The sequence below is a fragment of the Enterobacter sp. V87_3 genome (genome assembly GCF_029967835.1).
In the GTDB taxonomy this organism is placed as follows: Bacteria; Pseudomonadota; Gammaproteobacteria; order Enterobacterales; family Enterobacteriaceae; genus Enterobacter; species Enterobacter cancerogenus.
Window position 1 is genome coordinate 14,350 of sequence record NZ_JASCAM010000032.1, and the last position, 25,618, is coordinate 39,967.

A 25,618-nucleotide genomic window follows, 5' to 3' on the forward strand; every position below is an offset into this window, starting at 1 on the left:
CTGAACGCGAATTTCAGGAATAACCTGAAACGCACGCCCCCTTTACGCCTTCACCCCAAAGAAGCCTTTCAGCTCCGGCACGCAGGATCCGCAGTTGGTCCCACAGCGCAGCTTTACCCCCAGCGCCGCAGCGGAATCGCAGCCACCGGCAATCGCCTCGCGAATGGTGTTTTCGCCGACGTTAAAACAGCTACAGATGATGCGCCCCGGATCCAGGCGTGCGCCGGGCGGCTGGCCGTGGAGCAACGCATGACGTTCCGCCAGCTGAACGGGGGCGGCGCGGAACGCCTCTTCGATAAACCCGTGCGCCAGTTCCGGCAAACCGGAGCTTTCCCAGAAGCCGAGCATCAGCGCCCCGTCGTGCCAGGCCAGTACGCTCCCCCGCTCACCGGCACGGGCAATTTGTACCTGCCAGCCCTGCGCGGTGCTGTAATCAATAGCCCACGCCAGCAGCGGCTTATCTCCCGCGACCGTCAGCCGTGTCGCCTTGCGCCACCCGTGTACGAAAGGCGGCAGCGCGGGCAGTTCGCGGGCATACAGCTCGCCCTGCCAGGCGGGCTGCCAGGGCGCGATCCGCACAGCGGTTTGCTTGCTCTCCGGCTGGCCGGATAACGGGTCGCAACGCCCCGCCACCAGGGCGTTCACCTTGCCCTGCCGGGCAAACTGGTTGTTCCAGTGCATCGGGGCAAACAGTTCCCCTTCGCGCGGGTGGGTAGTAATGCACACTCTGGCGACCATCACGCCGCGCGGCGAGCTGATGCGCGCCAGCCCGCCGTCGTGCAGGGCAAAACGCGACGCGTCGGCCGGACACACCTCAACCTGCGGCTCGGCAATGTGCTGCATCAGCCTGGGGACGTGGCCCGTGCGGGTCATGGTATGCCACTGATCGCGGATGCGTCCGGTGTTCAGCACCAGCGGATAGAGCACGTCCGGCGTTGCGCCGTGTGGCTGAGGCTCTACCGGTACGATGTCCCGGCGCGGGAACGCCCCTGTCGGCCACTGGTACGGTTCCAGGTCATCCCACGCCTCGCGCGTCAGGGTGGCAAGCGCGTGCAGGTTTAGCGCCCGCTCGCCGTTGTTCTCAAAGGCGGTCAGCGCGGCATGCTCGCAAAAAATCTCATGGGGATGCTCCCAGCCAAACGCCGCGCCGTAGCCGAGGGCCGTGGCCACCTGCGCGATAATCCACCAGTCCGCTTTCGCCTCGCCGGGTGCGGGCAGAAAGGATCGCTGGCGCGAGATGCGACGCTCCGAGTTGGTCACCGTTCCGTTTTTCTCTCCCCATCCCAGCGCCGGGAAGCGAATGTGGGCAAACCGGCTGGTATCTGTCTCCTGCATGACCTCAGAGACGATCACCAGCGGGCAGGCTGCCAGCGCCTGACACACGGCGTGGCTGTCCGGCATCGACACCGCAGGGTTGGTGCCCATGATCCACACCGCTTTCACCTCCCCTCGCGCGATGGCGTCGAATAACTCCACCGCCATCAGCCCCGGCGTTTGCGCCAGTCGTTCCGTTCCCCAGAAGCGGGCGACCCGCGCGAGATCGTCCGGCTCGAAATGCATATGTGCCGCCAGCTGATTCGCCAGCCCGCCGACTTCCCGGCCCCCCATGGCATTTGGCTGACCGGTCAGAGAAAACGGGCCGCAGCCCTGCCGGGCGAATTTGCCGCTGGCGAGATGCACGTTAATGATGGCGTTACATTTATCACTGCCGCTGGCCGACTGGTTGATCCCCATGGTGTAAAGCGTGATGGCGCGGGGTGCGGTGATAAACATGTCGTAAAACTGGTTAATCGCTGCCGCTGAAAGATCGCAAAATTCCGCTACCCGCTCAGCCGGCCAGTCAGCGTTTCCCTGAATGCGATTGAGCAAGCCGACGAACAGCCCGGCGTCGCTGCCGGGTCTGAGCGCCAGATGCAGGTCGGCAATATCGCAGGTGGCGGTTTTACGCGGGTCGATCACCACCACCTTCATCGCCGGATGACTCTGGCGCGCCTGCACCAGCCGCTGATACAGCACCGGATGCGTCCAGGCCGCGTTCGACCCGACCAGCACCACCAGATCGCTGTTTTCAATGTCTTCGTAGCTGCACGGCACCACGTCTTCGCCAAACGCCCGTTTGTAGCCCACGACGGCGGAGGACATACACAGCCGGGAGTTGGTATCGATATTGGCCGCGCCGATATACCCCTTCATCAGCTTGTTGGCCGCGTAGTAATCTTCGGTAAGCAATTGGCCGGAGGCGTAAAAGGCCACCGCCTGAGGGCCATAGCGGTCGATAACGTCCCGCAGCCGCTCGCCCGCGGTGTGCACCGCCTGCGGCCAGTCGGCCTCCTGACCGTCGACGACGGGCCGCAATAAGCGCCCCTGCAGGCCGGTGGTTTCCCCTAACGCCGAGCCTTTCACGCAGAGCCTGCCATAGTTGGCGGGATGGCGCTCGTCGCCGCGCACGGTGACCTTCTCCCCCTCCGTTCGGGCGATCACCCCGCAGCCCACCCCACAGTAGGGGCACGTGGTCCGGGTCTCGTTCATGATGCCTCCGCGCGCATAACCAGCTCTTCATTGCCCACCCACACTTTGCCGTTCTCAATTTTTACCGGCCACGCGCGCACGGCAGGCTCGCCGCTGTCAAACTGACGCCCGTCGCGCAGGCGAATACGCAGCTTATACAAGGGTGAGATCACCACGGGTTCGCCGCCCGCATCGCCCAGAATACCGCGCGAGAGCACGTTGGCGCGGCTGCCCGGCTCACGGTCATCAAGGGCATAAACCGACTGACCAAAGCGGAACAGCGCGATCGATTTCCGCCCCAGGCGCGCGCCGATCCCCGCCTGCTCGGGAATATCCTCCAGTCCGCAGATCGCCTGCCAGCGTTTGTTTTCATCCGTGGGCTGACTGTTCACTTCAGTGCGGAACAGCGCCAGGCGGTTTGGATCGCTGAGCGTGGTTTGCCATTCGCACTGGTAGGTGTCCACCACGCGGGCCATCTCCTGCTCCAGTTCGTGCGCAATGCCCAGGCTGTCATCAAGAATGACCTGGCGCAGATAGTCGAGGCCGCCCTCAAGATTGTCCATCCAGGTGCTGGTGCGCTGCAGGCGATCCGCCGTGCGGATATAGAACATCAGGAAGCGGTCGACGGTGCGGATCAGCGTCTCTTCATCCAGGTCGCTGGCGAAGAGATCCGCGTGGCGCGGTTTCATCCCGCCGTTGCCGCACAGGTAGAGATTCCAGCCTTTGTCCGTGGCGATCACCCCGACATCTTTGCTCTGCGCCTCGGCGCACTCGCGGGTACAGCCGGAAACCGCCATTTTGATCTTATGAGGTGCCCGCAGGCCTTTGTAGCGGTGCTCCAGTTTTACCGCGAGGCCCGTGGAGTCCTGCACGCCGTAGCGACACCAGGTGGACCCCACGCAGGATTTCACCGTGCGCAGCGACTTACCGTAGGCGTGCCCGGTCTCAAACCCGGCCTCCACCAGCGCCTGCCAGATCGCCGGCAGCTGGTCGAGCGTCGCGCCAAACAGGTCGATACGCTGCCCGCCGGTGATCTTACTGTACAGGCTGTAGCGCTTCGCAATCTGGCCGATGGCAATCAGCCCGTCGGCAGAGACCTCCCCGGCAGGCATACGCGGCACGATGGAGTAGGTACCGTCTTTCTGGATGTTGGCAAAGTAGCGGTCGTTGGTGTCCTGCAGCGGCAGATGTGCCGGTTTAAGCAGATACTCGTTCCAGCACGAGGCCAGCACCGAGCCGACCAGCGGTTTGCAAATTTCACACCCGTGCCCGTGACCATAGCGGCCAATCAGCTGTTCGAAGGTGCGTATATGATTCACGCGAACGAGGTGGTAGATCTCCTGACGCGAGTACGGGAAGTGTTCGCAGATGTCCTTTTTCACCTCTACGCCCTGCCCGGCAAGCTGGAACTCCATCACCTGTTTAACCAGGGCACTACAGCCGCCGCAGCCCGTAGCCGCTTTGGTGCACTGTTTAATGGCTCCCATATCCATCGCGCCGTCGCTTACGGCCCGGCAGATATCACCTTTGCTGACGTTATGGCAGGAACAGATCTGCGCGTTTTCCGGCAGCGCCGCGACGCCCAGCGCTTTTGGCGCACTGCCGGACAACGCAGGCAGAATCAGCGTTTCCGGCTCTTTCGGCAGGCTAATCCCGTTGAGCATCATCTGCACCAGGGTGGCATATTCACCGGCATCGCCCACCAGCACGCCTCCGAGCAGGGTTTTCCCGTCGTGGCTGACCACAATTTTTTTATAGACTTGCTGCGGGCCGTGGGTCCACTGATAGCTTAACGCCCCCGGCGTGCGGCCATGGGCATCGCCAAACGAGGCCACGTCCACGCCGAGCAGCTTCAGTTTGGTGCTCATGTCGGCACCCGTAAACTGTGTTTCTTCTCCCGCCAGCGCCGCCGCCGCGACGCGCGCCATCTGGTATCCCGGTGCCACAAGGCCGAAGATTTTACCCTCCCACAAAGCGCACTCCCCGACGGCGAACACGTCGGGATCGGATGTCCGGCACTGGTCATCAATGCCAATCCCTCCGCGCTCGCCTGTCGTCAGGCCGCTGCTGCGCGCCAGCGCATCCTGCGGGCGGATCCCGGCGGAAAAGACCACGATATCCGTTTCAAGTGTGCCACCGTCGGCGAAACGCAGAGCCAGACCATCATCGGTGCGCGCAATCTCAGTGGTGGCTTTCCCGGTGTGGACTCCTACGCCGAGCGCCTCTATTTTCTTACGCAGCATTGCCGCGCCGTCGTTATCGAGCTGCACCGCCATCAGATTGGGCGCGAACTCCACAACGTCGGTCTTAAGCCCAAGCTGCCTGAGAGCGTTGGCGGCCTCCAGCCCCAGCAGGCCGCCGCCGATCACCACACCACGACGCGCATGCTTAGCCCGTGCGGCAATGCTATCGAGGTCGTCGAGGGTGCGGTAGACAAAGCAGCCCGGCAGATCGTTGCCCGGCACCGGCGGGACGAACGGATACGAGCCGGTGGCGAGCACCAGTTTGTCCCAGTGGGTTTCGTGCCCGCTGGCGGTTCGCACTACGCGTGCGTCGCGATCGATAGCCACCACCTGCTGCGACAGGCGCAGCTCAATGCCGTTATCGGCAAAGAAATCGCCTTCGACCAGCGAGAGGGAGTCCGCGCTGCGCCCGCCAAAATACTCTGACAGGTGGACGCGGTCGTAAGCGGCATGGCGCTCTTCGCCAAAGACCACAATCTGATAAGCCGTATGCACGTTACGGTTAACGCACTCTTCAAGGAAATGATGGCCGACCATACCGTGTCCAACCACCACCAGCGTAGGTTTTGTCATAGCGTTGTGTCCTGCAACCTGCGGTTGCGTCGTCGTGAATTGATCGAACAGCCAGTCCACGCGTGCGGGAGCAGCCGTAGCCAGTAAATCGGTAAATGTCGCCGCGCTGCGGCAGTCCCCCATCAGCAGCACCCCTGCCAGCGCGCCGCGATGGATCAGTAAACGCCGGTAGTGCCGGGTCAGCGGGTCCCACGTGCTCCAGACCACATCGTCAGGCTGCATGGCCGCGCGTCCGGCGGTGAACAACTCCACGCCGGTAACCTTGAGGCGCATACCGCCGTCGGTCAGCGCAAAGGGTGACGCCACCTCTCCGGCAAGCCGGGCGGCGAGGATATCCGCCTGGGCAAGACAGGGGGCGACCAGGCCAAACGTCTGCCCGTCAATTTCGCAGCATTCGCCTATGGCGCTCACCTGCGGGACGGAGGTTTGCATCTGATGGTTAACCACAATGCCCCGGGCGCAGCGCAGACCGCTGGCTTTTGCCAGGGCGACGTCGGGCTGAACGCCGGTGGCGAGAACAACGCGAGCGGCATCAAGTCGCCGCTGGTTAAGCAACGTGACGGAGTCGGCAGCCACGGCTGCGATCCCGGTTGAGAGTTCGCAGCGAACGCCGCGCGCCGCCAGCGCCTCTTCCAGCAACAGCCCTGCCTGCTGGTCAAGCTGCTGATCCATCAGCCACGGCCCGCGATGCACCAGCGTGACGTTGTCACCGTTTCGTGCCAGCGCGGCAGCCGCCTCGACGCCCAGCACGCCGCCGCCCAACACCACCGAAGGACCGTCCGTGGCGAGAATCGCGCGGGTATCCTCAAGGGTGCGAAACGTGAAGACGTGCGGCGCCTCAAGCCCGGGTATCGGCGGCACAAAGGGCTGTGACCCGGTGGCAAAGACCAGTTCATCCCAACGCAGGGTCTGGTGCCGGGTGTGCACTTCCCGCCGCTCCCTGTCCACTGCAATTGCCTTTTCCCCTCTGAGGACGGTGACGCCGCGCTGGCGATACCAGTCATCGTCCTGCAGGCGAAGGGTCGCCGCCTGTTTTTCCCCGCCAAGCACCGGCGAAAGCTGGATGCGGTTGTAGGCGTGCTCAGGCTCGTCGCCAATGACCGTGATGGCAAAGCGACCGGGCGCGCGCTCGGTCAGTGAGGCAATCAGCCGCGTTGCTGCCATTCCATTACCGATAATCACCAGTCGCATCGTGGCCTCCTCGTTACGCCGCCTTAGGCTGTTTTTCATAGAGGAAATGCAGGATCTGCTGGCGCATGTGGTGATAGCGGCTGTCGTCAGCCAACTGTACCCGGTTGCGCGGACGCGGCAGGTCAACCTGGAGGATCTCCCCGACGGTGGCCGCCGGGCCGTTGGTCATCATCAGCACACGGTCAGAGAGCAGCACCGCCTCGTCGACATCATGGGTGATAAGCACGATGGTGGTGTTCAGCGCCTGCTGAATTTTCATCACCGAGTCCTGAAGGTGCGCGCGGGTCAGGGCATCCAGCGCGCCGAAAGGCTCATCCATCAGCAACACTTTGGGCTTCATCGCCAGCGCGCGGGCGATGCCGACGCGCTGTTTCATCCCACCGGAGATCTCCGACGGACGCTTGTGCAGCGCATGGCCCATCTGCACGCGATCGAGATTGTGTTCGATCCACTCCCTGCGCTCGGCCTTACTCATGGTGCGGCGAAACACCTGGTCCACCGCCAGCGCCACGTTGTCGAAGCAGGTGAGCCACGGCAGCAGCGAGTGGTTCTGAAACACCACCGCCCGCTCTGGCCCCGGCCCGGCGATTTCACGGTTATCGCAGATAATCCCGCCCTCCGTCGGCAATGCGATCCCGGCGATAAGGTTCAGCAGCGTGGATTTACCGCACCCGGAGTGACCAATCAGGCTGACGGTTTCCCCTTCATGGATATCAAACGAGACGTTTTGCAGCGCCAGAAACTCGCCGCTGGCGGTGGAAAAACGCTGGCTCACGGCCTGCACTTGAATTAACGGTTTCATAGTCACTCCTTATTTTTCCTGCCAGCTAAAACGGCGGGCGATCAGCATCAGCCCCTGCTCCAGCATCAGCCCGACCACACCAATGATGACGATGGCGATGAGAATGTTTTCAACGTTGAGGTTGTTCCACTCGTTCCAGATCCAGAAGCCGATCCCCACACCACCGGTCAGCATTTCGGCGGCGACGATCACCAGCCAGGCGATCCCTATCGACAGACGCACGCCGGTCAGTACCGCAGGCAATACCGCCGGGAAAAGAATGCGACGCAGGATGGTCCACTCGGAAAGCTGCAGCACGCGGGCGACGTTAAGATAATCCTGCGGGATCCGGCGCACCCCTTCGGCGGTGTTGATCACCATCGGCCAGATGGAGCAGATGAAAATGGTCCAGCTGGAGGCCGGCTCCGCTTTCTGGAACAGCAGCAGGCCGATGGGTAACCAGGCCAGCGGGCTGACGGGGCGCAGCAGCGCAATCAGCGGGTTGAACATGCGCGCGAAAAAGGTGAAACGGCCAATCAGAAAGCCCAGCGGAATACCGGCTATCGCCGCCAGGCCAAAGCCCACCGCCACCCGCTGGAGCGAGGCCAGCACGTTCCAGCCGATGCCCATATCATTCGGTCCGTCGCGGTAGAAAGGATCGGCAAACAGGGTTAACGCTGAATCCAGGGTGCTGAGCGGCGTCGGAAAGCCTTTACTGTTAATGGCGGCGAGCTGCCAGAGCACCACCATCAGCCCGAGACCGAGAAATGCCGGGATAATACGTTGCAGGAGGTCATTCATCCGGCGCGTAAACCCCGGTCCACGGCGGCGAACCGGCACCGGTGGCAGCGCGATCACCTCAGCGCTGACCGGCGTCTCTTGTGGCTGTGTATTTTGCAGATGCGACATAATCAGGCCCCTTTACGGTGAATAGCGAAGCGGTTGGCGTAACCGTCCGGATCGGTGCCGTTCCAGACGGTACCGTCCATCAGCGTGCTGCTGCGAAGCGGTGATGACGGCGTGGAAATGCCGCCGACGGCGGTTGCCGCGTCCTGCCAGACCGCGGTCTGGTTGATGCGTTGCGCGATGGCGTTATAGTCCGGGGCGGTCTTTAGCAAGCCCCAGCGGCGGAACTGGGTTAAGAACCAGGTACCGTCGGAGAGATACGGGTAGCTGACGGCCCCGTCATTGAAGAAGCGAATCGGGTGGTCATCCTGCCAGCGCTGCCCCAGACCGTTGTCGTACTCGCCCAGCATTCGCCCGGTGAGATACTGCTCTTTGCAGTTAAGCCATGCCCGACGGGAGAGGATCTGCGCGGTTTCGCGTTTGTTTTCCGGCGAGGCGTCTATCCAGCGGGCGGCTTCCAGCACCGCGCTCACCAGCGCCCGTGCGGTATGCGGGTTCTTCTCCACCCAGGCGCGGCGGGTGCCGAGGATTTTTTCCGGATGATCGGCCCAGATGGACTGGGAGGTGGCGGCGGTAAACCCAATGCGGTCATTAATGGCGCGCGCGTTCCACGGCTCACCGACGCAAAAACCGACCATGTTGCCTATGCGCATGTTCATCACCATTTGCGGGGGCGGCACCACCACGGTACGCACATCGTCAAACGGATTGATCCCGGCGCTTGCCAGCCAGTAGTACAGCCACATGGCGTGGGTGCCCGTCGGGAAGGTGTGGGCAAAGGTGTAAGTGCCGGGAGGCTGCTGAGCGACCCGCTTTTTCAGCCCGTCGAGATCGCGCACGCCCTTCTCTGCCAGATCGCTTGAGAGCGTAATCGCCTGGCCGTTCTGGTTAAGGGTCATCAGGTTTGCCATCTCCTGCGGCTTGCCGGCGATGCCCAGCTCAAGCCCATACAGCAGGCCGTAAAGAATGTGTGCGGCGTCCAGTTCACCGGCAACCAGCTTGTCGCGTACAGCCGCCCAGCTCGCCTCTTTGGTCGGCACGATGGTGATGCCGTACTTTTTATCAAACCCCTTCAGCGCCGCGATAACCACCGGCGCGCAGTCGGTGAGCGGGATAAACCCGATCCGCACCGTCTGCTGCTCCGGCCTGTCCGACCCCGCCGCCCACGCGGCCTGCATGATGCCGGGTAACAGCATTGCGCCGCTCGCCAGCATGCTGGCCTGCAAAAACCGCCGTCTCGACAAATCCGCCATAACCACTCCCGAAAAAAAGCCAAAAAAAAAGCGCCCGTCGGTGCCGGAGCACCGCTGGACGCCTTTATCCTGAAAACGCATGCGCCGCCGTTGGCGCACCGTCAATCTTTGTTAATCTGATAATGCAAAGGGGATGCCAGGTTTTAAACTGTTGTTTTCAGGGCTTCCCCGCCCGTTGCCCTCTCACGGCGCACCTCAATCAGGCATGACATGCCCGCTGATTGTGCAACTACGCTTTCGGCACGGGCTGCCAGAGGTTCTTCACGGTGAGCAGCGCATGGGCGATATCCACCATGCGCTGATTTTTGTCCATCGCCATTTTGCGCAGCGTTGTCCACGCCTGCTCTTCGCTCATAGCGTGATGCGTCATCAGGATGCTTTTGGCTTTGTCGATGGTCTTGCGCTCCTCCAGCGTTTCGCGCAGGGAGGCCAACTGACGGGAAAGACTGTCGATCTCACGTGCCTGCTCGCGCACCAGCGGCAGCAGAGGTTTATCCGGGAAATGGGTAAACGCCTCGTTGTCCTCGCAGACCCGCAGCGTGCGTTCATTCGCCCCGTGAATACGTTCATCCACCATCGCCATGAGATCAGCGATGGCTAACTCCTCCAGCGTGCGAAGGTGTTCCAGGCGTGCCGTCTGCAACGCAAACCACCTCAGGGCGGTGTTTCCCTTGTCCGCCGCCGGCTGACGGGTACAGGCCACGCGCCTGAGCTGCTCTGTTTCGAGGTCCGGCATACAGTTAAGCGCAAACGTCTCCTGCACATCGGCCCGGCTGTAAGACAAAAAAACCTCAAAGCAGGCCTGCTGCCCGTCGATACGGTCCACCAGCCGCTGGCGGGTTTCATCATCAAAAAAGCCCTGCGTGAAGCCCGTTGCGCCCAGCGCACGCTCCTGCCCTACCCACTCTTTGCCCTGCATCAGGCTATAAAGTGCGACAAACTGGCCCGCGATTTGCGGATCGTCAATGCTGTCATTGAGCTGAGGAATGATACTGAGCAGATGGCGAAGTATCCGGCTGTAGCGTTCCATCGCCTGCGGGGCCGTCACGTTTTGCCGTTCGACGTCGTCACGCAGCGCCGGAAGCAACGCCAGCGCGTGCAGCGCACCGGCAATGCGTTCGCACACCGCGCTGCCGGGCATCGGCGTTTGCAGGTTAAGCTGACGGTTGAACGCCGTCAGATTTTCATCGACCAGCGCCTTGCTGGCCCGACATTCCTGGCCGTAGAGCTGCCCCCGGGAGCAGAGCCAGACGTTTGACGCCCCGCGCTCGCACTGTAGCATATGCACCAGTCGGCTGATGCCGTTGACCAGCGCCCCCAGAACCGCCAGGGTATTAAGCTGCTCGCGGCGCATCACCGTGGCACGATGAAGCCATTCATTTGCGCCCGATAAACTGTCAGCCTTTATCGTCATACTCGCTCTCCGGTTCCCTATTCCCCGTAGAGCTAAGCAATATTCATGCCTTTTAACCGAACAGGAGTTTCCATGCAGAAGATTACGATTGTCGCCAACGGAGCGGCCTACGGCAGTGAATCCCTTTTTAACAGCCTGCGCCTGGCAATCGCCCTGTGCGAAAAAGAGCATCGCCCTGAACTGCGCCTCTTTTTGATGTCTGATGCGGTCACCGCCGGGCTGAAGGGGCAAAAACCTGCCGAGGGGTACAACATTCAGCAGATGCTCGAGATCCTGACGGCGCAAAACGTGCCGGTTAAGCTATGTAAAACCTGCACCGACGGGCGCGGCATCACCGGGCTGCCGCTGATTGACGGGGTGGAAATTGGCACGCTTGTTGAGCTGGCAGACTGGACTCTGTCCGCCGATAAAGTATTAACTTTTTAATAATAAACCCGGTTTAATATTATTTTCTAATGGACGCGGTTTCAGCATCAAGTTTGCCTGCCACATTGCCGATAGGCATGTAAACAACACAGCAGGTATTTCACTTATGTTCAGATCCATTCGCGCTCGCATTATCGCCGCGACGACGGGTTGTCTCGTCGTCGCCCTTCTTCTCAACACCATCATCAACTTTCAGGTCACGCGTCAGGATAACCAGCAGTCGCAGCGGGATATCCTCGCCAGCACCAGCGCCAGCCATAACATGGCCATTGCGGAGTGGGTAAAGGGTAAAATGACCGTGATCGCTTCCGCGCAGAGCGTGGCGCTGAGCGACGATCCGGTTCCGACCTTTAAGCAGCTCGCGCAGGCGGGTGGATTTACAAACGTCTACGTTGGCTATGCCAGCAAAACGGCAAAGTTCTCGGATCCTGCGGGGGTTCCGGCGGATTACGACCCGACCATCCGCCCGTGGTATCAGCAGGTGGTCAGCGCCGACGCGCCTGTGGTTACCGCCCCGTACGTCGACGCCGGCACCGGTAAGCTGGTGGTGACGTTTGCCGTCCCGGTGAAAGAGAATGGCGTGCTGAAAGCGGTTGTTGCCGGTGATGTAGCCATGGACAGCGTGGTGGCGAACGTGCGCGGTATTCATCCAACGCCTGAGAGCAGCGGGCTTTTGGTCGACAGCGATGGCACCGTGATTGCCGCCAACGACGCGGCGCTCACGCTCAAACCGTTCGGTGAATCCGTTAAAGGGGTCGATTTTGCCGCCCTGAAAAACGGTGCGCCCGTCGACGGCACGTTTAACGGCATAGCGAAAACCTTTGTGGCGACGGCCATTCCCGGCACGCACTGGATGCTGATTGTGGCGCTGGACAACAACGATGCCACTTCCGGCATGCGCGCGCTGCTGAAGGCCTCTGCGCTGTCGCTGGTGATCCTGGTCTTGCTGAGCGGCGCGGTGGTTCACATTGCCATTGCCCGTCTGCTGAAAAGGCTGTCGAATATCCGCGACGCGATGCACAGCATCGCCAACGGCACCAATGACCTGTCGCAGCGTCTGCCGGACAATGGCGACGATGAGGTAGCGCAAATCGCCCAGGCGTTTAACGCCTTCAGCGACAAACTCTCGGTGGTGATGGTGCAACTGCGCGATGCCAGCGCATCCGTGAAGAATGCGGCTAAGGAGATTGCCGCAGGCAACCAGGATCTTTCGGGGCGCACCGAGCAGGCCGCCTCCAGCCTGCGTGAGACGGCTAGCGCCGTAGAGCAGATCACCGCGTCGGTGACTCAGTCCAATGCGTCAGCGGCGCAAGCCAACGATCAGGCGAGCAAGGCCTCCGCCGCCGCTTCTCGCGGGGGCGAGGTGGTTTCCCAGGCCATCAGTACCATGCAGTCGATTGAGGTGGCGTCGGCAAAAATTGGCGATATCACCAGCGTGATTGACGGTATTGCCTTCCAGACCAACATTCTGGCGCTGAATGCCTCGGTCGAAGCGGCGCGCGCCGGCGAGCAAGGACGTGGGTTTGCCGTGGTGGCCGGGGAAGTGCGTAACCTTGCCAGCCGCAGTGCGCAGGCGGCGAAAGAGATCAAATCGCTTATCGACTCCACCACCGACAGCGTGTCAACCGGATCGCGCTATGTGCATCTGGCGGGTGACAGCATGAATGAGATCCGGGCCAGCATCGGCAGCGTCTCGGGAATCATGCGCGAAATCTCCATCGCCACCAGTGAGCAGATGAAAGGTATTCACGAGATAAACCACGCGGTGACGCATCTGGATCGGATGGTGCAGCAGAACGCGGAACTGGTGGTCGAGTCGGCCGCTGCGGCCAGCGCCCTGCAGAGCCAGGCGGGCGATCTGGCGGAAACGGCCGGGCATTTCCGCATTTAACCGTTCTGGCGCGCGAAGGCGTTAACGCGCGCCCGCCGGGGTCAGGCACAGCCCCGGCGCATTCCCTTCCAGCAGCGCTTTCACCTTCACCACCAGCTCATTCAGGCAATCATCTTTCATGCCAAGGCGGGTCAGCTCCTGATCGAGGGAGAAAAGGTACTGCGCGTTAGTGCCCAGCGGGCCGCTGGCGGCCGCGATCAGCGGAGCAATCACCTGCGTGCGGGTATCGGCTTCATACAGTGGATGGCGTGGGTCCATGATAAACACCAGCGCGTTGACGGTGCGGCCGTCGTCGAGTTCCAGCTTGCACCAGCTGGGCATGTAGCACCCGGTGATCATCTCGCGCTTCCAGAGCAGCGTCAGCTCCTCCTGCAGCGTGGGATCCGGCAGACGGTAGGCCACGCCCGTGGTGCGTCCGCCCTCTTTCAGTGCAAGCATGCGCCCTGGCTGACAGGCACTGCCGCGGCCCGCGGTCAGGCGCAGGCAAAACGCACGATGCCACCCGGGCAGCGTGCCCGTCGCCGATTCGACAAATTCGAGGGCCGGGTTCCACATCAGCGAACCGTAGCCAAAGATCCATACCGGGCCATCGTCAGGACGGCAGGAAAGCGTGGCAGCGAGCGACGCCGCACGTTGTTCAGCCGACCAGAGAAGCGATTCCTCAATAGCACCAAATGCCGTCTTACAATCCGCTTTCATCAAGAAATCACGCGTTAACACTTTATACCTCCGCCACTGCATGCTTCCTTGCGACCGCTGTAATCCGCCTTCCCGACATTATCTACTGGTCATTTTACCAGCAGGGGATTAACGATAAGCAATTCGCGGGCCAGTTGCAATACAACGGAAGTTCAACCGCCTTAAAAGTCAAAACAGGGCCAGGTAAGGGTTTCGCGGCTATTTCTTTTTATGCCATTTATCATCGTCTCCTTTCTCGTAATCATTTTTCACTGCCGCCCAGGCGACTTTATGGGCGGTCTCTTCCCGGCTGGCATCATCCCGGCGGTCATCTTTATCTTTATACTGATCCCAGGCGCTGTTAAACGCTTCTTTGTAAATATCCTGGGCATGGGCTGGCAGGACGTGCTGTACGCTATCGGGCAGTTCGCTTTTCGATTTATAGGGCATGGTTTACCTCACTTTTGTGTAAAAGGTTAAGTGTGGACGACGATGCCACAGGTTGCCACGCCGATTAAGAATTTGGATTAATACAAATATTAATTACCTGTTATTTATGAAGTATTCTCCTAAAAATGATCTTTTTGACCATCATCCTTAAATTTCTGCTAAAAGGGTAAAATTAAGTAAAAAATAAAGGGGAAATAGCAGAATTCTGTTAGTTTATTGACCTTAAAATTCTATCTATAATGACAACACCTGCATTGATGGAGAAGCACATGACAGCAGCACACGAGGCGGTTAAGACCCGCCACAAGGAGACGTCACTCATTTTCCCGGTTCTGGCACTGGCTGTGCTGCTCTTCTGGGGAAGCAGTCAGTCACTGCCAGTGGTGGTTGGTATCAATACCCTTGCGCTGGTCGGGATCTTAACCAGCGCCTTTAGCGTAGTCCGCCATGCCGACGTATTAGCCCACCGCCTGGGCGAACCGTACGGCTCCTTAATCTTAAGCCTTTCGGTCGTTATTCTCGAAGTCAGCCTGATCTCCGCCCTGATGGCAACGGGCGACGCCGCGCCTACGCTGATGCGCGACACCCTGTATTCCATCATCATGATTGTGACCGGCGGTCTGGTGGGCTTTTCGCTGTTACTGGGCGGACGTAAATTCGCAACCCAATATATGAATCTGTTTGGCATTAAACAGTACCTGATCGCCCTTTTCCCGCTGGCAATCATTGTGCTGGTCTTCCCGATGGCGCTGCCGGGGGCGAACTTTACCACCGGGCAGGCGCTGCTGGTTGCCCTGATTTCCGCAGCCATGTACGGCGTGTTCCTGCTGATCCAGACCAAAACGCACCAGAGCCTGTTTGTCTATGAGCATGAAGATGACGGCGACGACGATGATCCGCATCACGGCAAACCCTCGGCACACAGCAGCGCGTGGCACACCGTCTGGCTGATCGTGCATCTGGTTGCGGTTATCGCCGTGACCAAGATGAACGCAAACCCGCTTGAAACGCTGTTAACCGAGCTTAATGCCCCGGTTGCCTTTACCGGCTTCCTGGTAGCGCTGTTGATTCTCTCTCCGGAAGGACTGGGTGCGCTGAAAGCGGTGCTGAACAATCAGGTGCAGCGCGCCATGAACTTGTTCTTCGGTTCGGTGCTGGCAACGATCTCCCTCACCGTGCCGGTGGTGACCTTAATTGCCTTTATGACGGGTAATGACCTGCAGTTTGCGCTGGGCGCGCCGGAGATGATTGTGATGCTGGCCTCCCTGCTGCTGTGCCAGATTTCGTTCTCGACCGGGCGCACCAACGTGCTGAACGGTGCGGCGCACATGGCGCTGTTTATTGCGTATTTGATGACGATATTTGCGTAGCGTGTTTGCCGGGTAAGCGCAGCGCCACCCGGCAATAAACGCCATAAAAAAACCCGCCGAAGCGGGTTTTTTATTAGTTGCTGGTATCCAGCTCGTCGAAGCTCTTCACCAGATCGTCAATCGCTTTGATCTGTTTCAGGAAGGGTTCCAGTTTGTCCAGCGGCAGCGCGGACGGGCCATCGCACTTGGCGTTGGCGGGATCCGGGTGCGCCTCAATGAACAAGCCCGCCAGACCTGTCGCCATACCGGCGCGCGCCAGTTCGGTAACCTGAGCACGACGGCCGCCGGACGCCGCACCAAACGGGTCGCGGCACTGCAGAGCGTGGGTTACGTCGAAAATCACCGGAGACTGGTTAGAGACGTTCTTCATCACGCTAAAGCCCAGCATATCAACCACCAGGTTGTCATAGCCGAAGTTGGCTCCGCGATCGCACAGGATAACTTGGTCGTTACCGCCTTCGATAAACTTATCCACGATGTTGCCCATCTGCCCTGGGCTCACGAACTGCGGCTTCTTCACGTTGATAACGGCACCGGTTTTCGCCATCGCCGCCACCAGGTCGGTCTGGCGCGCCAGGAACGCAGGCAGCTGGATAACGTCTACCACGTCTGCAACAGGCTGCGCCTGTGAGGCTTCATGCACGTCGGTGATCACTTTAACGCCAAAGGTCTGCTTCAGCTCCTGGAAAATTTTCATCCCCTCTTCCAGGCCCGGGCCACGGTAAGAGTTGATGGAGGAGCGGTTGGCTTTATCAAAAGAGGCTTTGAACACGTACGGGATGCCCAGTTTCTGGGTCACGGTCACGTAGTGCTCGCAGATACGCATCGCGAGATCACGGGATTCCAGCACGTTCATACCGCCAAACAGCACGAACGGCAGGTCGTTTGCCACGTTGATATCACCAATGCTAACCACTTTTTGTTTCATAGGATCGCCTTATTCAGGTGTGAATCGGAATTAAGATTAATGCAGTGTAATTTGTTTGTGCGAGATCGCGTTAATCTGCGCGCGAATCATTTCGCTAATCGGATCTTCCGGACACTGTTCAACGAAATAACTCAAATCATTCAGCGCCACATGCTCGCAGTCGAGCTGGGCATAAATAAGCCCACGGTCGCGAATTTCATACGGATCTTCCGGGTTAAACTGCAGCAGCACCTCGCTTGCGCGTAAGGCCAGCTCCATCTGCCGCTCTTCCATCAGCGCGGACTTCAGCGTATCGAGCAGCTTGCGGATCACTTCTGCGTTATCCGCTTCGTCGAGATCTTCGTTAAACAACTCGGCGACCGGGCTAATGTTGCCTTTAAGCCAGACGTCCAGCGTGTGTTCATCCAGCGTGTCGCCGTTAAACGGATTGATTAACCACATCTCACCGTCCAGCCACTCCGCCCGCAGGATCATCTGCGTCGGGAAGATGACCGGCACCAGCGGAATATCCAGACGATGGGCGACCCACAGTAAAATAGCGCCCAGCGCGACGGCGCTACCCTGACGATTTTTCAGAACCTGATCCAGCCATAAGGCGTCAGACAGGCGATACACGCCACGCGTGTCGCAAAAACCCCATTCGCCGTAGAAAAGCTCCACCAGCTTTTCAAGCTGCCAGTCCTGCGGACGCGCCTGATTGATCTCCTCACGCGCCAGGCTGACCAGCTTCTCCAGCTCCGCGTAAACGAACTGCGACGTAAAGTCGTCGCGGATCATCTCTGAAATCAAGATCATGCCATCGCAGAGCGGCACTTTATTAAATTCGAAATCGGCTAAGGACCTCATGACTTACCCCAGTATCGGTATTCTTGTGGTGGCGAGTTTAATGATGATGTACAGCACCACCAAACCCAGCAGAAAGGCGATAAACCCGGTCTGCTGGCTGCGCGGACGACGACGCCCAAGCGCGATAAAACCCAAAACGATGTAGATGATAACGCCAAACAGCTTTTCAGTCAGCCATGCGCCTTTATCAGTAAATGGCAGATAGCCCGTTTTCCACATCAACCCGGCCCCGGAAAGGAACAGCAGTGTGTCGATACAGTGCGGCGCAATACGCACCCAGCGGGCGTCAATCAACGGATTATTGCTGTAACGCCACGCGTAGCGGACGATAAAGAACGCTATCGTCAACGCGACACACACAAGGTGGACGGTAATCAGCACGGTAAAAAGACTCATGCCCATTGACCCAGCGTCAGGCGTTCGTTGCCGCCATAATCACGACAGGTTTCGACGCCCGTGTAGCCCGCGCGGGTGAACAGGTCACGCACCGCCTCGCCCTGGGTCCAGCCATGTTCCACCAGCAGCCAGCCGCCGTGAAGCAAATGTTGTCGTGACGTTGTCACAATGTGATCGAGATCGGCAAGCCCCTCGCCGGAGGCCACCAGCGCCGTGCGCGGCTCAAAGCGAACGTCACCCTGCGCCAGATGGGGGTCTTTTTCGTCGATGTAGGGGGGATTACTGACAATCATCCCAAAGCTGCGCGCCTCAAGCGCGCTGAACCAGCTGCTTTGCAGCACCGTCACGTTGCACAGCTCAAGGCGCTGGACGTTGCGCTGCGCCAGCGCGACCGCATCAGGCATCAGATCGACGGCCGTTACGCTGCAATCAGGACGCTCGCTGGCAAGCGCCAGGGCAATCGCGCCGGTGCCGGTACCCAGATCAAGGATCGCCGTACTCTGCTCTGGCAGACGGGCCAGCGCCTGTTCGACCAGACACTCGGTGTCCGGGCGGGGGATCAGCGTAGCGGCAGAGACATACAGCGGCAGCGACCAGAACTCGCGCTCGCCGACCAGGTGCGCCACCGGCTCACCGGTCTTACGGCGGGCAAGCAGCGCCGAAAGCGCCGCTTCCTGTTCTGCGGTCAGCGCCGTCTCGCCGAAGGCAAGCAGCCAGGTACGGGTTTTCCCCGTCACATGCTCCAGCAAAATTTCGGCGTCGCGTTTAGGGCTTTCACTCTCTGAAAGCGCACTGGCGGCGTGGCGTAACCAGTGTTGAAAATCCATTATTCCTGCTCGGACAGGGCCGCCAGCTGGTCGGCCTGGTATTCCTGTACGATAGGCTCAATCAGCATATCGAGCTTACCTTCCATGGTTTCATCCAGGCGGTAGAGCGTCAGGTTGATGCGGTGATCGGTTACGCGCCCCTGCGGGAAGTTGTAGGTGCGGTTACGATCGCTGCGATCGCCACTGCCCAGCAGGTTGCGACGGGTAGAGGCTTCCGCCTGCTGGCGCTTCGCCACTTCGGCGGCACGGATACGTGCGCCCAGTACGGACAAGGCTTTGGCTTTGTTCTTGTGCTGGGAACGCTCGTCCTGACACTCCACCACGATGCCAGTCGGCAGGTGGGTAATACGGATCGCGGAGTCAGTGGTGTTAACGTGCTGACCGCCCGCGCCCGAGGAGCGGAAGGTGTCGATACGCAGATCCGCCGGGTTAATGTCCGGCAGTTCGGCTTCCGGCAGCTCAGGCATCACCGCAACGGTACAGGCCGAGGTGTGGATACGCCCCTGGGATTCCGTTGCCGGTACGCGCTGCACGCGATGGCCGCCCGATTCAAACTTCAGTCGCCCGTACACGCCGTCGCCGCTGATCTTGGCGATAACTTCTTTAAAACCACCGTGTTCGCCTTCGTTGGCGCTCAGGATCTCGACGCGCCAGCGACGCGCTTCAGCATAGCGGCTGTACATGCGGAACAGGTCACCGGCAAACAGCGCCGCCTCGTCACCACCGGTTCCGGCGCGCACTTCAACAAAGGCGTTACGTTCATCATCCGGATCTTTTGGCAGTAAGAGCACCTGGAGCTGCTGCTCCATCTCTTCAGAACGCGCTTTGGCGTCCTGCAACTCTTCCTGCGCCATTTCACGCATTTCAGGGTCGTCGAGCATCATCTGCGCGGTTTCAATATCGTCCTGGACCTGTCGCCAGTCGGTATAGCATTTTGATACATCACTTAACTGCGCGTATTCCCGCGACAGCGCGCGAAAACGTTCCTGGTCTGCAATGGTCCCGGCATCGCCGAGCAGCGCCTGGACTTCTTCATGGCGCTCGTGCAGAGCTTCCAGTTTGGCGACGATAGAAGGCTTCATAGGCGTAAGTGCACCTTGTAATGGAAAATGGGTATAGGGCGCTATTCCAGCCCGAGGCTGTTGCGCAGAATAGTCAGGCGTTCATCATCCCCGTCCCGGGCGGCCTGCTGAAGTGATTTGGTTGGTGCATGGATCAGGCGGTTGGTCAGTTTCCAGGCCAGATCCTGCATGATAGCGCTTGCGTCTCCGCCCTGTTCAAGGGCAGCCAACGCTTTAGCCGTCAGGTCATCACGCACCTGTTCGGCCTGTCCGCGATAGTCGCGGATGGTCTCGCTGACGCTTTGCGCGCGCAGCCAGGCCATAAACTCGCTGGTTTCCTGCTCAACAATGGTTTCCGCCTGCACCGCCGCCGCTTTACGCTGGGCGAGGTTGTGCGAAATGATGCTTTGCAGATCGTCCACGCTGTAAAGATAGGCGTTTGCCAGTTTGCCGACTTCAGGTTCGACATCGCGCGGGACGGCGATGTCCACCAGCAGCATCGGCTGATTACGGCGGGATTTCAGCGCGCGTTCCACCATCCCCTTGCCAATGATCGGCAGCGGGCTGGCGGTAGAACTGATGATGATGTCTGCCTCTTTCAGGCGTTCATCGATGTCGCTCAGCGCAATCACCTCGGCACCCACTTCTTCCGCCAGAACCTGCGCGCGTTCACGGGTGCGGTTGGCAATAATCATCTTTTTCACTTTGTGTTCGCGAAGGTGTCGCGCCACAAGTTCTATGGTTTCACCCGCGCCCACCAGCAGCACCGTCACGGTCGATAACGACTCAAAGATTTGGCGCGCCAGGGTACAGGCGGCGAAAGCAACAGAAACCGCACTGGCACCAATGTCGGTTTCGGTTCGCACACGCTTCGCCACGGAGAATGATTTCTGGAACATGCGTTCCAATTCGCTGGCCTTAAGATGCCCTTTATGTGAATCCGCAAACGCTTTTTTCACCTGACCGAGGATCTGTGGCTCGCCCAACACCAGCGAATCGAGACCGCTGGCCACGCGCATCAGGTGGCTGACCGCGTCGTTGTCCTGATGCCAGTACAAACTGTTGCGCAGCTCTTCTTCGTTAAGGTTGTGGTAGTCGCAAAGCCAGCGGATCAGCGCTTCGTGCAGGTTGTCCTGCTCTTCTACGCTCAGATAAAGCTCGGTACGGTTGCACGTCGAGAGTACCACGCCCCCCTGCACCATCGGCTGTGCAAGCAGGCTGTCCAGCGCCAGGTCGAGCGTATCCGGCGAAAACGTAACGCGTTCTCGCAGCGAAACCGGGGCCGTTTTGTGGTTAATGCCGAGTGCTAATAGGGTCATGTGAGCGGGAGTAGTACCAGCGTTAATAAGGTTAGCAGGTCGCATCATACAGGATGCGCGAGATCAATAAAAGAGACCGCATCCTTTCGGAGTAATAGCTTACAACGCGCTTTGAGACAATTTGAACGTAGACGCTGCCACTGCGGGACGCTAGCATTAACAGTTATAACTGCAACGTATCTCAAGGATTTGTCATCATTATGACCCGACTGATTCGCCTGCTGCCTCTGGCGGCCCTGGTTCTGACCGCGTGTTCTATCACCCCTCCTAAAGGGCCAGGCAAAAGCCCTGACTCACCGCAGTGGCGTCAGCACCAGCAGGACGTGCTGAAACTGAGTCAGTACCAGACGCGCGGTGCGTTTGCCTATCTCTCCGACGATCAAAAAGTGTATGCACGCTTCTTCTGGCAGCAAACCGGGCAGGATCACTATCGCCTGCTGCTGCTGAACCCGCTTGGCAGCACCGAGCTGGAGCTTATTGCTAAACCGGGTGAAGCGCAGATCACCGACAATAAAGGCCAGCACTACACCGCGACCGATGCCGAAGAGATGATTGGCAAGCTGACCGGGATGCCGATCCCGCTCAACAGCCTGCGCCAGTGGATCCTGGGCCTGCCGGGCGAGGCGACGGATTACACCCTTGACGATCAATACCGTCTGAGCCAGGTGAACTACACCCAGAACGGCAAAAGCTGGAAAGTGGTGTACAGCGCCTATGACAGCAAAACGCAGCCGTCACTGCCGTCAAATATGGAGCTGACGCAGGGCAGCCAGCGCATCAAGCTGAAAATGGACAACTGGATCGTGAAATGATGACCCAGTGGCCCTCTCCAGCAAAACTTAACCTGTTTTTATACATTACCGGGCGGCGAGCTGACGGGTATCACACCCTGCAAACGCTGTTTCAGTTTGTCGATTACGGCGACACGATCACCATCGACCTGCGCCAGGACGGGCAGATCTGCCTCCTCACGCCAGTGGACGGCGTGGAACAGGAAGATAACCTGATTGTGCGCGCCGCGCGTCTGCTGATGAAGGCAGCGCACGACACCGGGCGTTTACCTGCCGGAAGCGGAGCAGATATTAGCATTGTGAAGCGTCTGCCCATGGGCGGCGGCCTGGGGGGTGGGTCTTCCAACGCGGCAACGATTCTGGTGGCGTTAAATCATCTCTGGGGCTGTGGCCTGTCGAAAGACGAACTGGCGACTCTGGGGTTGACGCTGGGCGCAGATGTCCCGGTGTTTGTGCGGGGCCATGCCGCATTTGCAGAAGGCGTGGGCGAAGTGCTCTCGCCGGTACAGCCGCCGGAAAAGTGGTATCTGATTGCCCATCCTGGCGTGAGCATTCCCACGCCCGTCATCTTCAACGATCCGGACCTGCCGCGAAATACCCCGACGCGGTCAATAGAAACGTTATTAAAATGTGAATTCAGCAACGATTGCGAGGTTATCGCAAGAAAACGTTTTCGCGAGGTTGATGCCGTGCTTTCCTGGCTGTTAGAATACGCGCCGTCGCGCCTGACTGGCACAGGGGCTTGTGTCTTTGCTGAATTTGACACCGAGTCCGCCGCTCGTCAGGTGCTTGAGCAAGCGCCGGTTTGGCTGCATGGTTTTGTAGCGCGCGGGATGAATACCTCCCCGCTACAGCATGCCATTCTGGCGCAGACTGAGTTTCGGTGACAACGTCACCCTGTTCCAGACGTTGCATCGCGCTCTTTAATACACCGCCTGGATAGCTTTCGCTTAGGCCCCGCAGTTTGCGGCGAAGCTATCCACCACTGGACGCATGCCTGAGGTTATCTCGTGCCTGATATGAAGCTTTTTGCTGGTAACGCCACCCCGGAACTAGCACAACGTATTGCCAACCGCCTGTACACTTCCCTCGGCGACGCCGCTGTAGGTCGCTTTAGCGACGGCGAAGTCAGCGTACAAATCAATGAAAATGTACGCGGTGGTGATATTTTCATCATCCAGTCCACCTGTGCTCCAACCAACGACAACCTGATGGAACTGGTTGTTATGGTCGATGCCCTGCGCCGTGCTTCTGCAGGACGTATCACTGCTGTAATCCCTTACTTCGGCTATGCTCGCCAGGACCGTCGCGTCCGTTCCGCGCGTGTACCTATCACCGCAAAAGTGGTTGCTGATTTCCTCTCAAGCGTGGGCGTTGACCGCGTTCTGACCGTTGACCTGCACGCAGAGCAGATTCAGGGCTTCTTCGATGTTCCGGTTGATAACGTATTCGGCAGCCCAATCCTGCTGGAAGACATGCTGCAGCTGAACCTGGACAACCCAATCGTGGTTTCTCCGGATATCGGTGGTGTGGTACGTGCCCGTGCCATCGCTAAGCTGCTGAACGATACCGACATGGCGATCATCGACAAGCGTCGTCCGCGCGCTAACGTTTCTCAGGTGATGCACATCATCGGTGACGTTGCTGGTCGCGACTGCGTGCTGGTTGATGACATGATCGATACCGGCGGTACGCTGTGTAAAGCGGCGGAAGCGCTGAAAGAGCGTGGTGCTAAACGCGTATTCGCCTACGCGACTCACCCGATCTTCTCCGGTAATGCGGTGAATAATCTCCGCAACTCCGTTATCGACGAAGTTGTGGTGTGCGATACCATCCCACTGAGCGACGAGATCAAAGCGCTGCCAAACGTGCGCACCTTGACCCTGTCCGGGATGCTGGCAGAAGCGATTCGTCGTATCAGCAACGAAGAATCCATCTCTGCAATGTTCGAACACTAATCGAACACGGCCGAAAAACCCGCTGCGGCGGGTTTTTTTGTCTCTGTATTTTATTTGTATGACTAATGCCTCCTTCACCTGCCATTTATATGACAGATGATGCGCACACGGATGATAGATAATTGTGAAAAACGTCACTTCCTCACATGTTCTTCCCTTTCGCGCCCTCATCGACGCCTGTTGGAAAGAGAAATACACCTCGTCACGCTTTGTCCGTGACCTGATTGCCGGGATTACCGTCGGCATTATTGCCATCCCGCTAGCAATGGCGCTGGCGATTGGTAGCGGCGTCGCGCCGCAGTACGGGCTGTACACCTCGGCCGTTGCCGGGATAGTGATTGCCCTGACCGGCGGGTCGCGCTTTAGCGTGTCTGGTCCCACCGCCGCCTTTGTGGTGATCCTCTATCCGGTTTCTCAGCAGTTTGGTCTGGCAGGGCTGCTGGTCGCCACCCTGATGTCCGGCGTCTTTCTCATTCTGTTCGGTCTGGCCCGCTTTGGCCGCCTGATTGAATATATTCCCCTTTCCGTGACGCTGGGGTTCACCTCCGGGATTGGTATCACCATCGGGACCATGCAGATCAAGGATTTTCTCGGCCTGCAGATGGCGCATGTCCCGGAACACTATTTGCAGAAAGTGGGCGCGCTGTTTATGGCGCTGCCAACGGCTAATTTGGGCGACGCCGCCATCGGGATTGTGACCCTCGGCACGCTGATCGTCTGGCCGCGTTTGGGGATTCGCCTTCCGGGGCATCTGCCTGCCCTGCTGTTGGGCTGCGCGGTGATGGGCGTCGTGAATCTGCTCGGCGGCCACGTCGCGACCATCGGCTCGCAGTTCCACTATATTCTGGCAGACGGCTCACAGGGTAACGGCATCCCACAACTGTTGCCGCAACTGGTGCTGCCGTGGGACATGCCCGGCTCGAGCTTTACCCTGAGCTGGGATTCTCTGCAAGCGCTGCTGCCTGCCGCGTTCTCGATGGCGATGCTGGGGGCGATTGAATCGCTGTTGTGCGCCGTCGTGCTGGATGGCATGACCGGCACCAAACATAAAGCGAACAGCGAGCTGGTCGGCCAGGGCCTGGGCAATATCATTGCGCCGTTCTTCGGGGGCATTACCGCTACGGCGGCGATTGCCCGTTCTGCCGCGAACGTCCGCGCAGGTGCAACGTCACCGGTTTCAGCGGTCATTCACTCTGTGCTTGTGATCATGGCCCTGCTGATCCTCGCCCCGCTGCTCTCCTGGCTGCCGCTTTCCGCTATGGCCGCCCTGCTGCTGATGGTCGCCTGGAACATGAGTGAGGCGCATAAGGTCGTGAACCTGCTGCGTCGTGCGCCGAAAGACGACATCATCGTCATGCTGATCTGTATGTCGCTGACCGTGCTGTTCGATATGGTGATCGCCATCAGCGTTGGCATTGTGCTGGCCTCGCTGCTGTTTATGCGCCGCATCGCGCAGATGACGCGCCTTTCAGCGGTTAACGTTGAAGTGCCTGACGATGTTCTGGTGCTGCGCGTGATCGGCCCGCTGTTCTTTGCCGCCGCAGAGGGGCTGTTCAGCGAGCTGGAATCGCGCATCGCGGGCAAACGCATTGTGGTGCTGAAGTGGGATGCCGTCCCGGTACTGGATGCTGGCGGTCTTGATGCCTTCCAGCGGTTTGTTGCCCGTCTGCCGGAAGGCTGCGAGCTGCGGATTAGCAACCTTGAGTTTCAGCCGCTGCGCACCATGGCGCGCGCGGGCGTACAGCCGATCCCTGGCCGCCTCGCCTTTTATCCTAACCGTGACGCCGCATTAGCCGATCTGTAATCCA

General features: G+C 59.5%; 21 protein-coding genes. 7 read left to right on the plus strand and 14 right to left on the minus strand.

Features of this window, described 5'->3' with window-relative positions; translation table 11 throughout:
* Positions 1 to 42: 42 nt before the first annotated feature.
* From QLG21_RS19915 to nasR, 6 genes are all read right to left on the minus strand, one after another.
* Positions 43 to 2,529 (minus strand): nitrate reductase, encoded by a 2,487-nt coding sequence (locus QLG21_RS19915; protein WP_282485077.1) that lies wholly within the window; start codon positions 2,527 to 2,529, stop codon positions 43 to 45.
* Positions 2,526 to 6,515: a nitrite reductase large subunit NirB gene (gene nirB / locus QLG21_RS19920; protein ID WP_282485078.1), complete on the minus strand. Its 3,990-nt coding sequence runs from the start codon at positions 6,513 to 6,515 to the stop codon at positions 2,526 to 2,528. The genes QLG21_RS19915 and nirB overlap by 4 nt, the downstream gene beginning before the upstream one ends.
* A gap of 13 nt (positions 6,516 to 6,528) precedes the next feature.
* Positions 6,529 to 7,317, minus strand: coding sequence for an ABC transporter ATP-binding protein (locus tag QLG21_RS19925; RefSeq protein ID WP_006175874.1), 789 nt, complete (start codon positions 7,315 to 7,317; stop codon positions 6,529 to 6,531).
* A 9-nt stretch (positions 7,318 to 7,326) separates the two neighbouring features.
* The gene (ntrB, locus tag QLG21_RS19930) at positions 7,327 to 8,205 is read right to left on the minus strand and encodes a nitrate ABC transporter permease (protein ID WP_282485079.1); all 879 of its coding nucleotides are present in this window, start codon (positions 8,203 to 8,205) and stop codon (positions 7,327 to 7,329) included.
* 2 nt (positions 8,206 to 8,207) lie between these two features.
* Positions 8,208 to 9,455, minus strand: a complete 1,248-nt coding sequence (locus tag QLG21_RS19935; RefSeq protein WP_101738578.1) for a CmpA/NrtA family ABC transporter substrate-binding protein — start codon at positions 9,453 to 9,455, stop codon at positions 8,208 to 8,210.
* A 229-nt stretch (positions 9,456 to 9,684) separates the two neighbouring features.
* Positions 9,685 to 10,869, minus strand: coding sequence for a nitrate regulatory protein NasR (nasR, locus tag QLG21_RS19940; RefSeq protein WP_282485080.1), 1,185 nt, complete (start codon positions 10,867 to 10,869; stop codon positions 9,685 to 9,687).
* 72 nt (positions 10,870 to 10,941) lie between these two features.
* On the opposite strand from nasR, the gene QLG21_RS19945 reads away from it, so the two are divergent.
* Positions 10,942 to 11,295, plus strand: a complete 354-nt coding sequence (locus QLG21_RS19945) for a DsrE/DsrF/TusD sulfur relay family protein (protein ID WP_006175879.1) — start codon at positions 10,942 to 10,944, stop codon at positions 11,293 to 11,295.
* 106 nt (positions 11,296 to 11,401) lie between these two features.
* On the plus strand, positions 11,402 to 13,186 hold the full coding sequence (locus QLG21_RS19950) for a methyl-accepting chemotaxis protein (RefSeq protein ID WP_282485081.1): 1,785 nt from the start codon (positions 11,402 to 11,404) through the stop codon (positions 13,184 to 13,186).
* Between the two features lie 21 nt (positions 13,187 to 13,207).
* Here the strand turns inward: QLG21_RS19950 and QLG21_RS19955 are convergent, their stop codons facing one another.
* Both QLG21_RS19955 and chaB read right to left on the minus strand, forming a co-directional pair.
* The gene (locus QLG21_RS19955) at positions 13,208 to 13,906 is read right to left on the minus strand and encodes a gamma-glutamylcyclotransferase (RefSeq protein WP_101738577.1); all 699 of its coding nucleotides are present in this window, start codon (positions 13,904 to 13,906) and stop codon (positions 13,208 to 13,210) included.
* A 177-nt stretch (positions 13,907 to 14,083) separates the two neighbouring features.
* Positions 14,084 to 14,314, minus strand: coding sequence for a putative cation transport regulator ChaB (gene chaB / locus QLG21_RS19960; RefSeq protein ID WP_006175884.1), 231 nt, complete (start codon positions 14,312 to 14,314; stop codon positions 14,084 to 14,086).
* 269 nt (positions 14,315 to 14,583) lie between these two features.
* Between chaB and chaA the strand changes: the two genes are divergently transcribed.
* Entirely contained in the window at positions 14,584 to 15,684 is a 1,101-nt protein-coding gene (gene chaA, locus QLG21_RS19965; protein WP_282485082.1) for a sodium-potassium/proton antiporter ChaA, read from the plus strand.
* A 73-nt stretch (positions 15,685 to 15,757) separates the two neighbouring features.
* On the opposite strand, the gene kdsA is transcribed toward chaA, so the two are convergent.
* The 6 genes from kdsA to hemA are packed head-to-tail and all read right to left on the minus strand — an operon-like array spanning position 15,758 to position 21,061.
* Positions 15,758 to 16,612, minus strand: coding sequence for a 3-deoxy-8-phosphooctulonate synthase (gene kdsA / locus QLG21_RS19970; RefSeq protein ID WP_058610239.1), 855 nt, complete (start codon positions 16,610 to 16,612; stop codon positions 15,758 to 15,760).
* A gap of 36 nt (positions 16,613 to 16,648) precedes the next feature.
* On the minus strand, positions 16,649 to 17,458 hold the full coding sequence (gene sirB1, locus QLG21_RS19975; protein WP_006175892.1) for an invasion regulator SirB1: 810 nt from the start codon (positions 17,456 to 17,458) through the stop codon (positions 16,649 to 16,651).
* A gap of 3 nt (positions 17,459 to 17,461) precedes the next feature.
* Entirely contained in the window at positions 17,462 to 17,854 is a 393-nt protein-coding gene (sirB2, locus tag QLG21_RS19980) for an invasion regulator SirB2 (protein ID WP_042320578.1), read from the minus strand.
* Positions 17,851 to 18,681, minus strand: coding sequence for a peptide chain release factor N(5)-glutamine methyltransferase (gene prmC, locus QLG21_RS19985; RefSeq protein WP_282485083.1), 831 nt, complete (start codon positions 18,679 to 18,681; stop codon positions 17,851 to 17,853). The genes sirB2 and prmC overlap by 4 nt, the downstream gene beginning before the upstream one ends.
* Positions 18,681 to 19,763, minus strand: a complete 1,083-nt coding sequence (gene prfA, locus QLG21_RS19990) for a peptide chain release factor 1 (protein WP_006175899.1) — start codon at positions 19,761 to 19,763, stop codon at positions 18,681 to 18,683. The genes prmC and prfA overlap by 1 nt, the downstream gene beginning before the upstream one ends.
* A gap of 41 nt (positions 19,764 to 19,804) precedes the next feature.
* On the minus strand, positions 19,805 to 21,061 hold the full coding sequence (hemA, locus tag QLG21_RS19995) for a glutamyl-tRNA reductase (RefSeq protein WP_042319992.1): 1,257 nt from the start codon (positions 21,059 to 21,061) through the stop codon (positions 19,805 to 19,807).
* A 200-nt stretch (positions 21,062 to 21,261) separates the two neighbouring features.
* Between hemA and lolB the strand changes: the two genes are divergently transcribed.
* The 4 genes from lolB to dauA all read left to right on the plus strand — a co-directional run bounded on the left by lolB (position 21,262) and on the right by dauA (position 25,614).
* Entirely contained in the window at positions 21,262 to 21,873 is a 612-nt protein-coding gene (gene lolB, locus QLG21_RS20000) for a lipoprotein insertase outer membrane protein LolB (RefSeq protein ID WP_006175902.1), read from the plus strand.
* Entirely contained in the window at positions 21,870 to 22,739 is an 870-nt protein-coding gene (ispE, locus tag QLG21_RS20005) for a 4-(cytidine 5'-diphospho)-2-C-methyl-D-erythritol kinase (protein ID WP_282485084.1), read from the plus strand. The genes lolB and ispE overlap by 4 nt, the downstream gene beginning before the upstream one ends.
* A 123-nt stretch (positions 22,740 to 22,862) precedes the next feature.
* Positions 22,863 to 23,810: a ribose-phosphate diphosphokinase gene (gene prs / locus QLG21_RS20010; protein WP_003856663.1), complete on the plus strand. Its 948-nt coding sequence runs from the start codon at positions 22,863 to 22,865 to the stop codon at positions 23,808 to 23,810.
* A gap of 124 nt (positions 23,811 to 23,934) precedes the next feature.
* Positions 23,935 to 25,614: a C4-dicarboxylic acid transporter DauA gene (gene dauA / locus QLG21_RS20015; protein ID WP_137273331.1), complete on the plus strand. Its 1,680-nt coding sequence runs from the start codon at positions 23,935 to 23,937 to the stop codon at positions 25,612 to 25,614.
* Positions 25,615 to 25,618 lie beyond the last annotated feature (4 nt).

Coding starts and splice junctions, on each gene's coding strand:
- sirB2 (WP_042320578.1), bottom strand. CDS start 17,854: ATGAGTCTTTTTACCGTGCTGATTACCGTCCACCTTGTGTGTGTCGCG.
- QLG21_RS19915 (WP_282485077.1), bottom strand. CDS start 2,529: ATGAACGAGACCCGGACCACGTGCCCCTACTGTGGGGTGGGCTGCGGG.
- lolB (WP_006175902.1), top strand. CDS start 21,262: ATGACCCGACTGATTCGCCTGCTGCCTCTGGCGGCCCTGGTTCTGACC.
- sirB1 (WP_006175892.1), bottom strand. CDS start 17,458: ATGAGGTCCTTAGCCGATTTCGAATTTAATAAAGTGCCGCTCTGCGAT.
- nirB (WP_282485078.1), bottom strand. CDS start 6,515: ATGCGACTGGTGATTATCGGTAATGGAATGGCAGCAACGCGGCTGATT.
- kdsA (WP_058610239.1), bottom strand. CDS start 16,612: ATGAAACAAAAAGTGGTTAGCATTGGTGATATCAACGTGGCAAACGAC.
- QLG21_RS19945 (WP_006175879.1), top strand. CDS start 10,942: ATGCAGAAGATTACGATTGTCGCCAACGGAGCGGCCTACGGCAGTGAA.
- QLG21_RS19950 (WP_282485081.1), top strand. CDS start 11,402: ATGTTCAGATCCATTCGCGCTCGCATTATCGCCGCGACGACGGGTTGT.
- ispE (WP_282485084.1), top strand. CDS start 21,870: ATGATGACCCAGTGGCCCTCTCCAGCAAAACTTAACCTGTTTTTATAC.
- hemA (WP_042319992.1), bottom strand. CDS start 21,061: ATGACCCTATTAGCACTCGGCATTAACCACAAAACGGCCCCGGTTTCG.
- chaA (WP_282485082.1), top strand. CDS start 14,584: ATGACAGCAGCACACGAGGCGGTTAAGACCCGCCACAAGGAGACGTCA.
- nasR (WP_282485080.1), bottom strand. CDS start 10,869: ATGACGATAAAGGCTGACAGTTTATCGGGCGCAAATGAATGGCTTCAT.
- chaB (WP_006175884.1), bottom strand. CDS start 14,314: ATGCCCTATAAATCGAAAAGCGAACTGCCCGATAGCGTACAGCACGTC.
- QLG21_RS19935 (WP_101738578.1), bottom strand. CDS start 9,455: ATGGCGGATTTGTCGAGACGGCGGTTTTTGCAGGCCAGCATGCTGGCG.
- ntrB (WP_282485079.1), bottom strand. CDS start 8,205: ATGTCGCATCTGCAAAATACACAGCCACAAGAGACGCCGGTCAGCGCT.
- QLG21_RS19925 (WP_006175874.1), bottom strand. CDS start 7,317: ATGAAACCGTTAATTCAAGTGCAGGCCGTGAGCCAGCGTTTTTCCACC.
- prfA (WP_006175899.1), bottom strand. CDS start 19,763: ATGAAGCCTTCTATCGTCGCCAAACTGGAAGCTCTGCACGAGCGCCAT.
- prmC (WP_282485083.1), bottom strand. CDS start 18,681: ATGGATTTTCAACACTGGTTACGCCACGCCGCCAGTGCGCTTTCAGAG.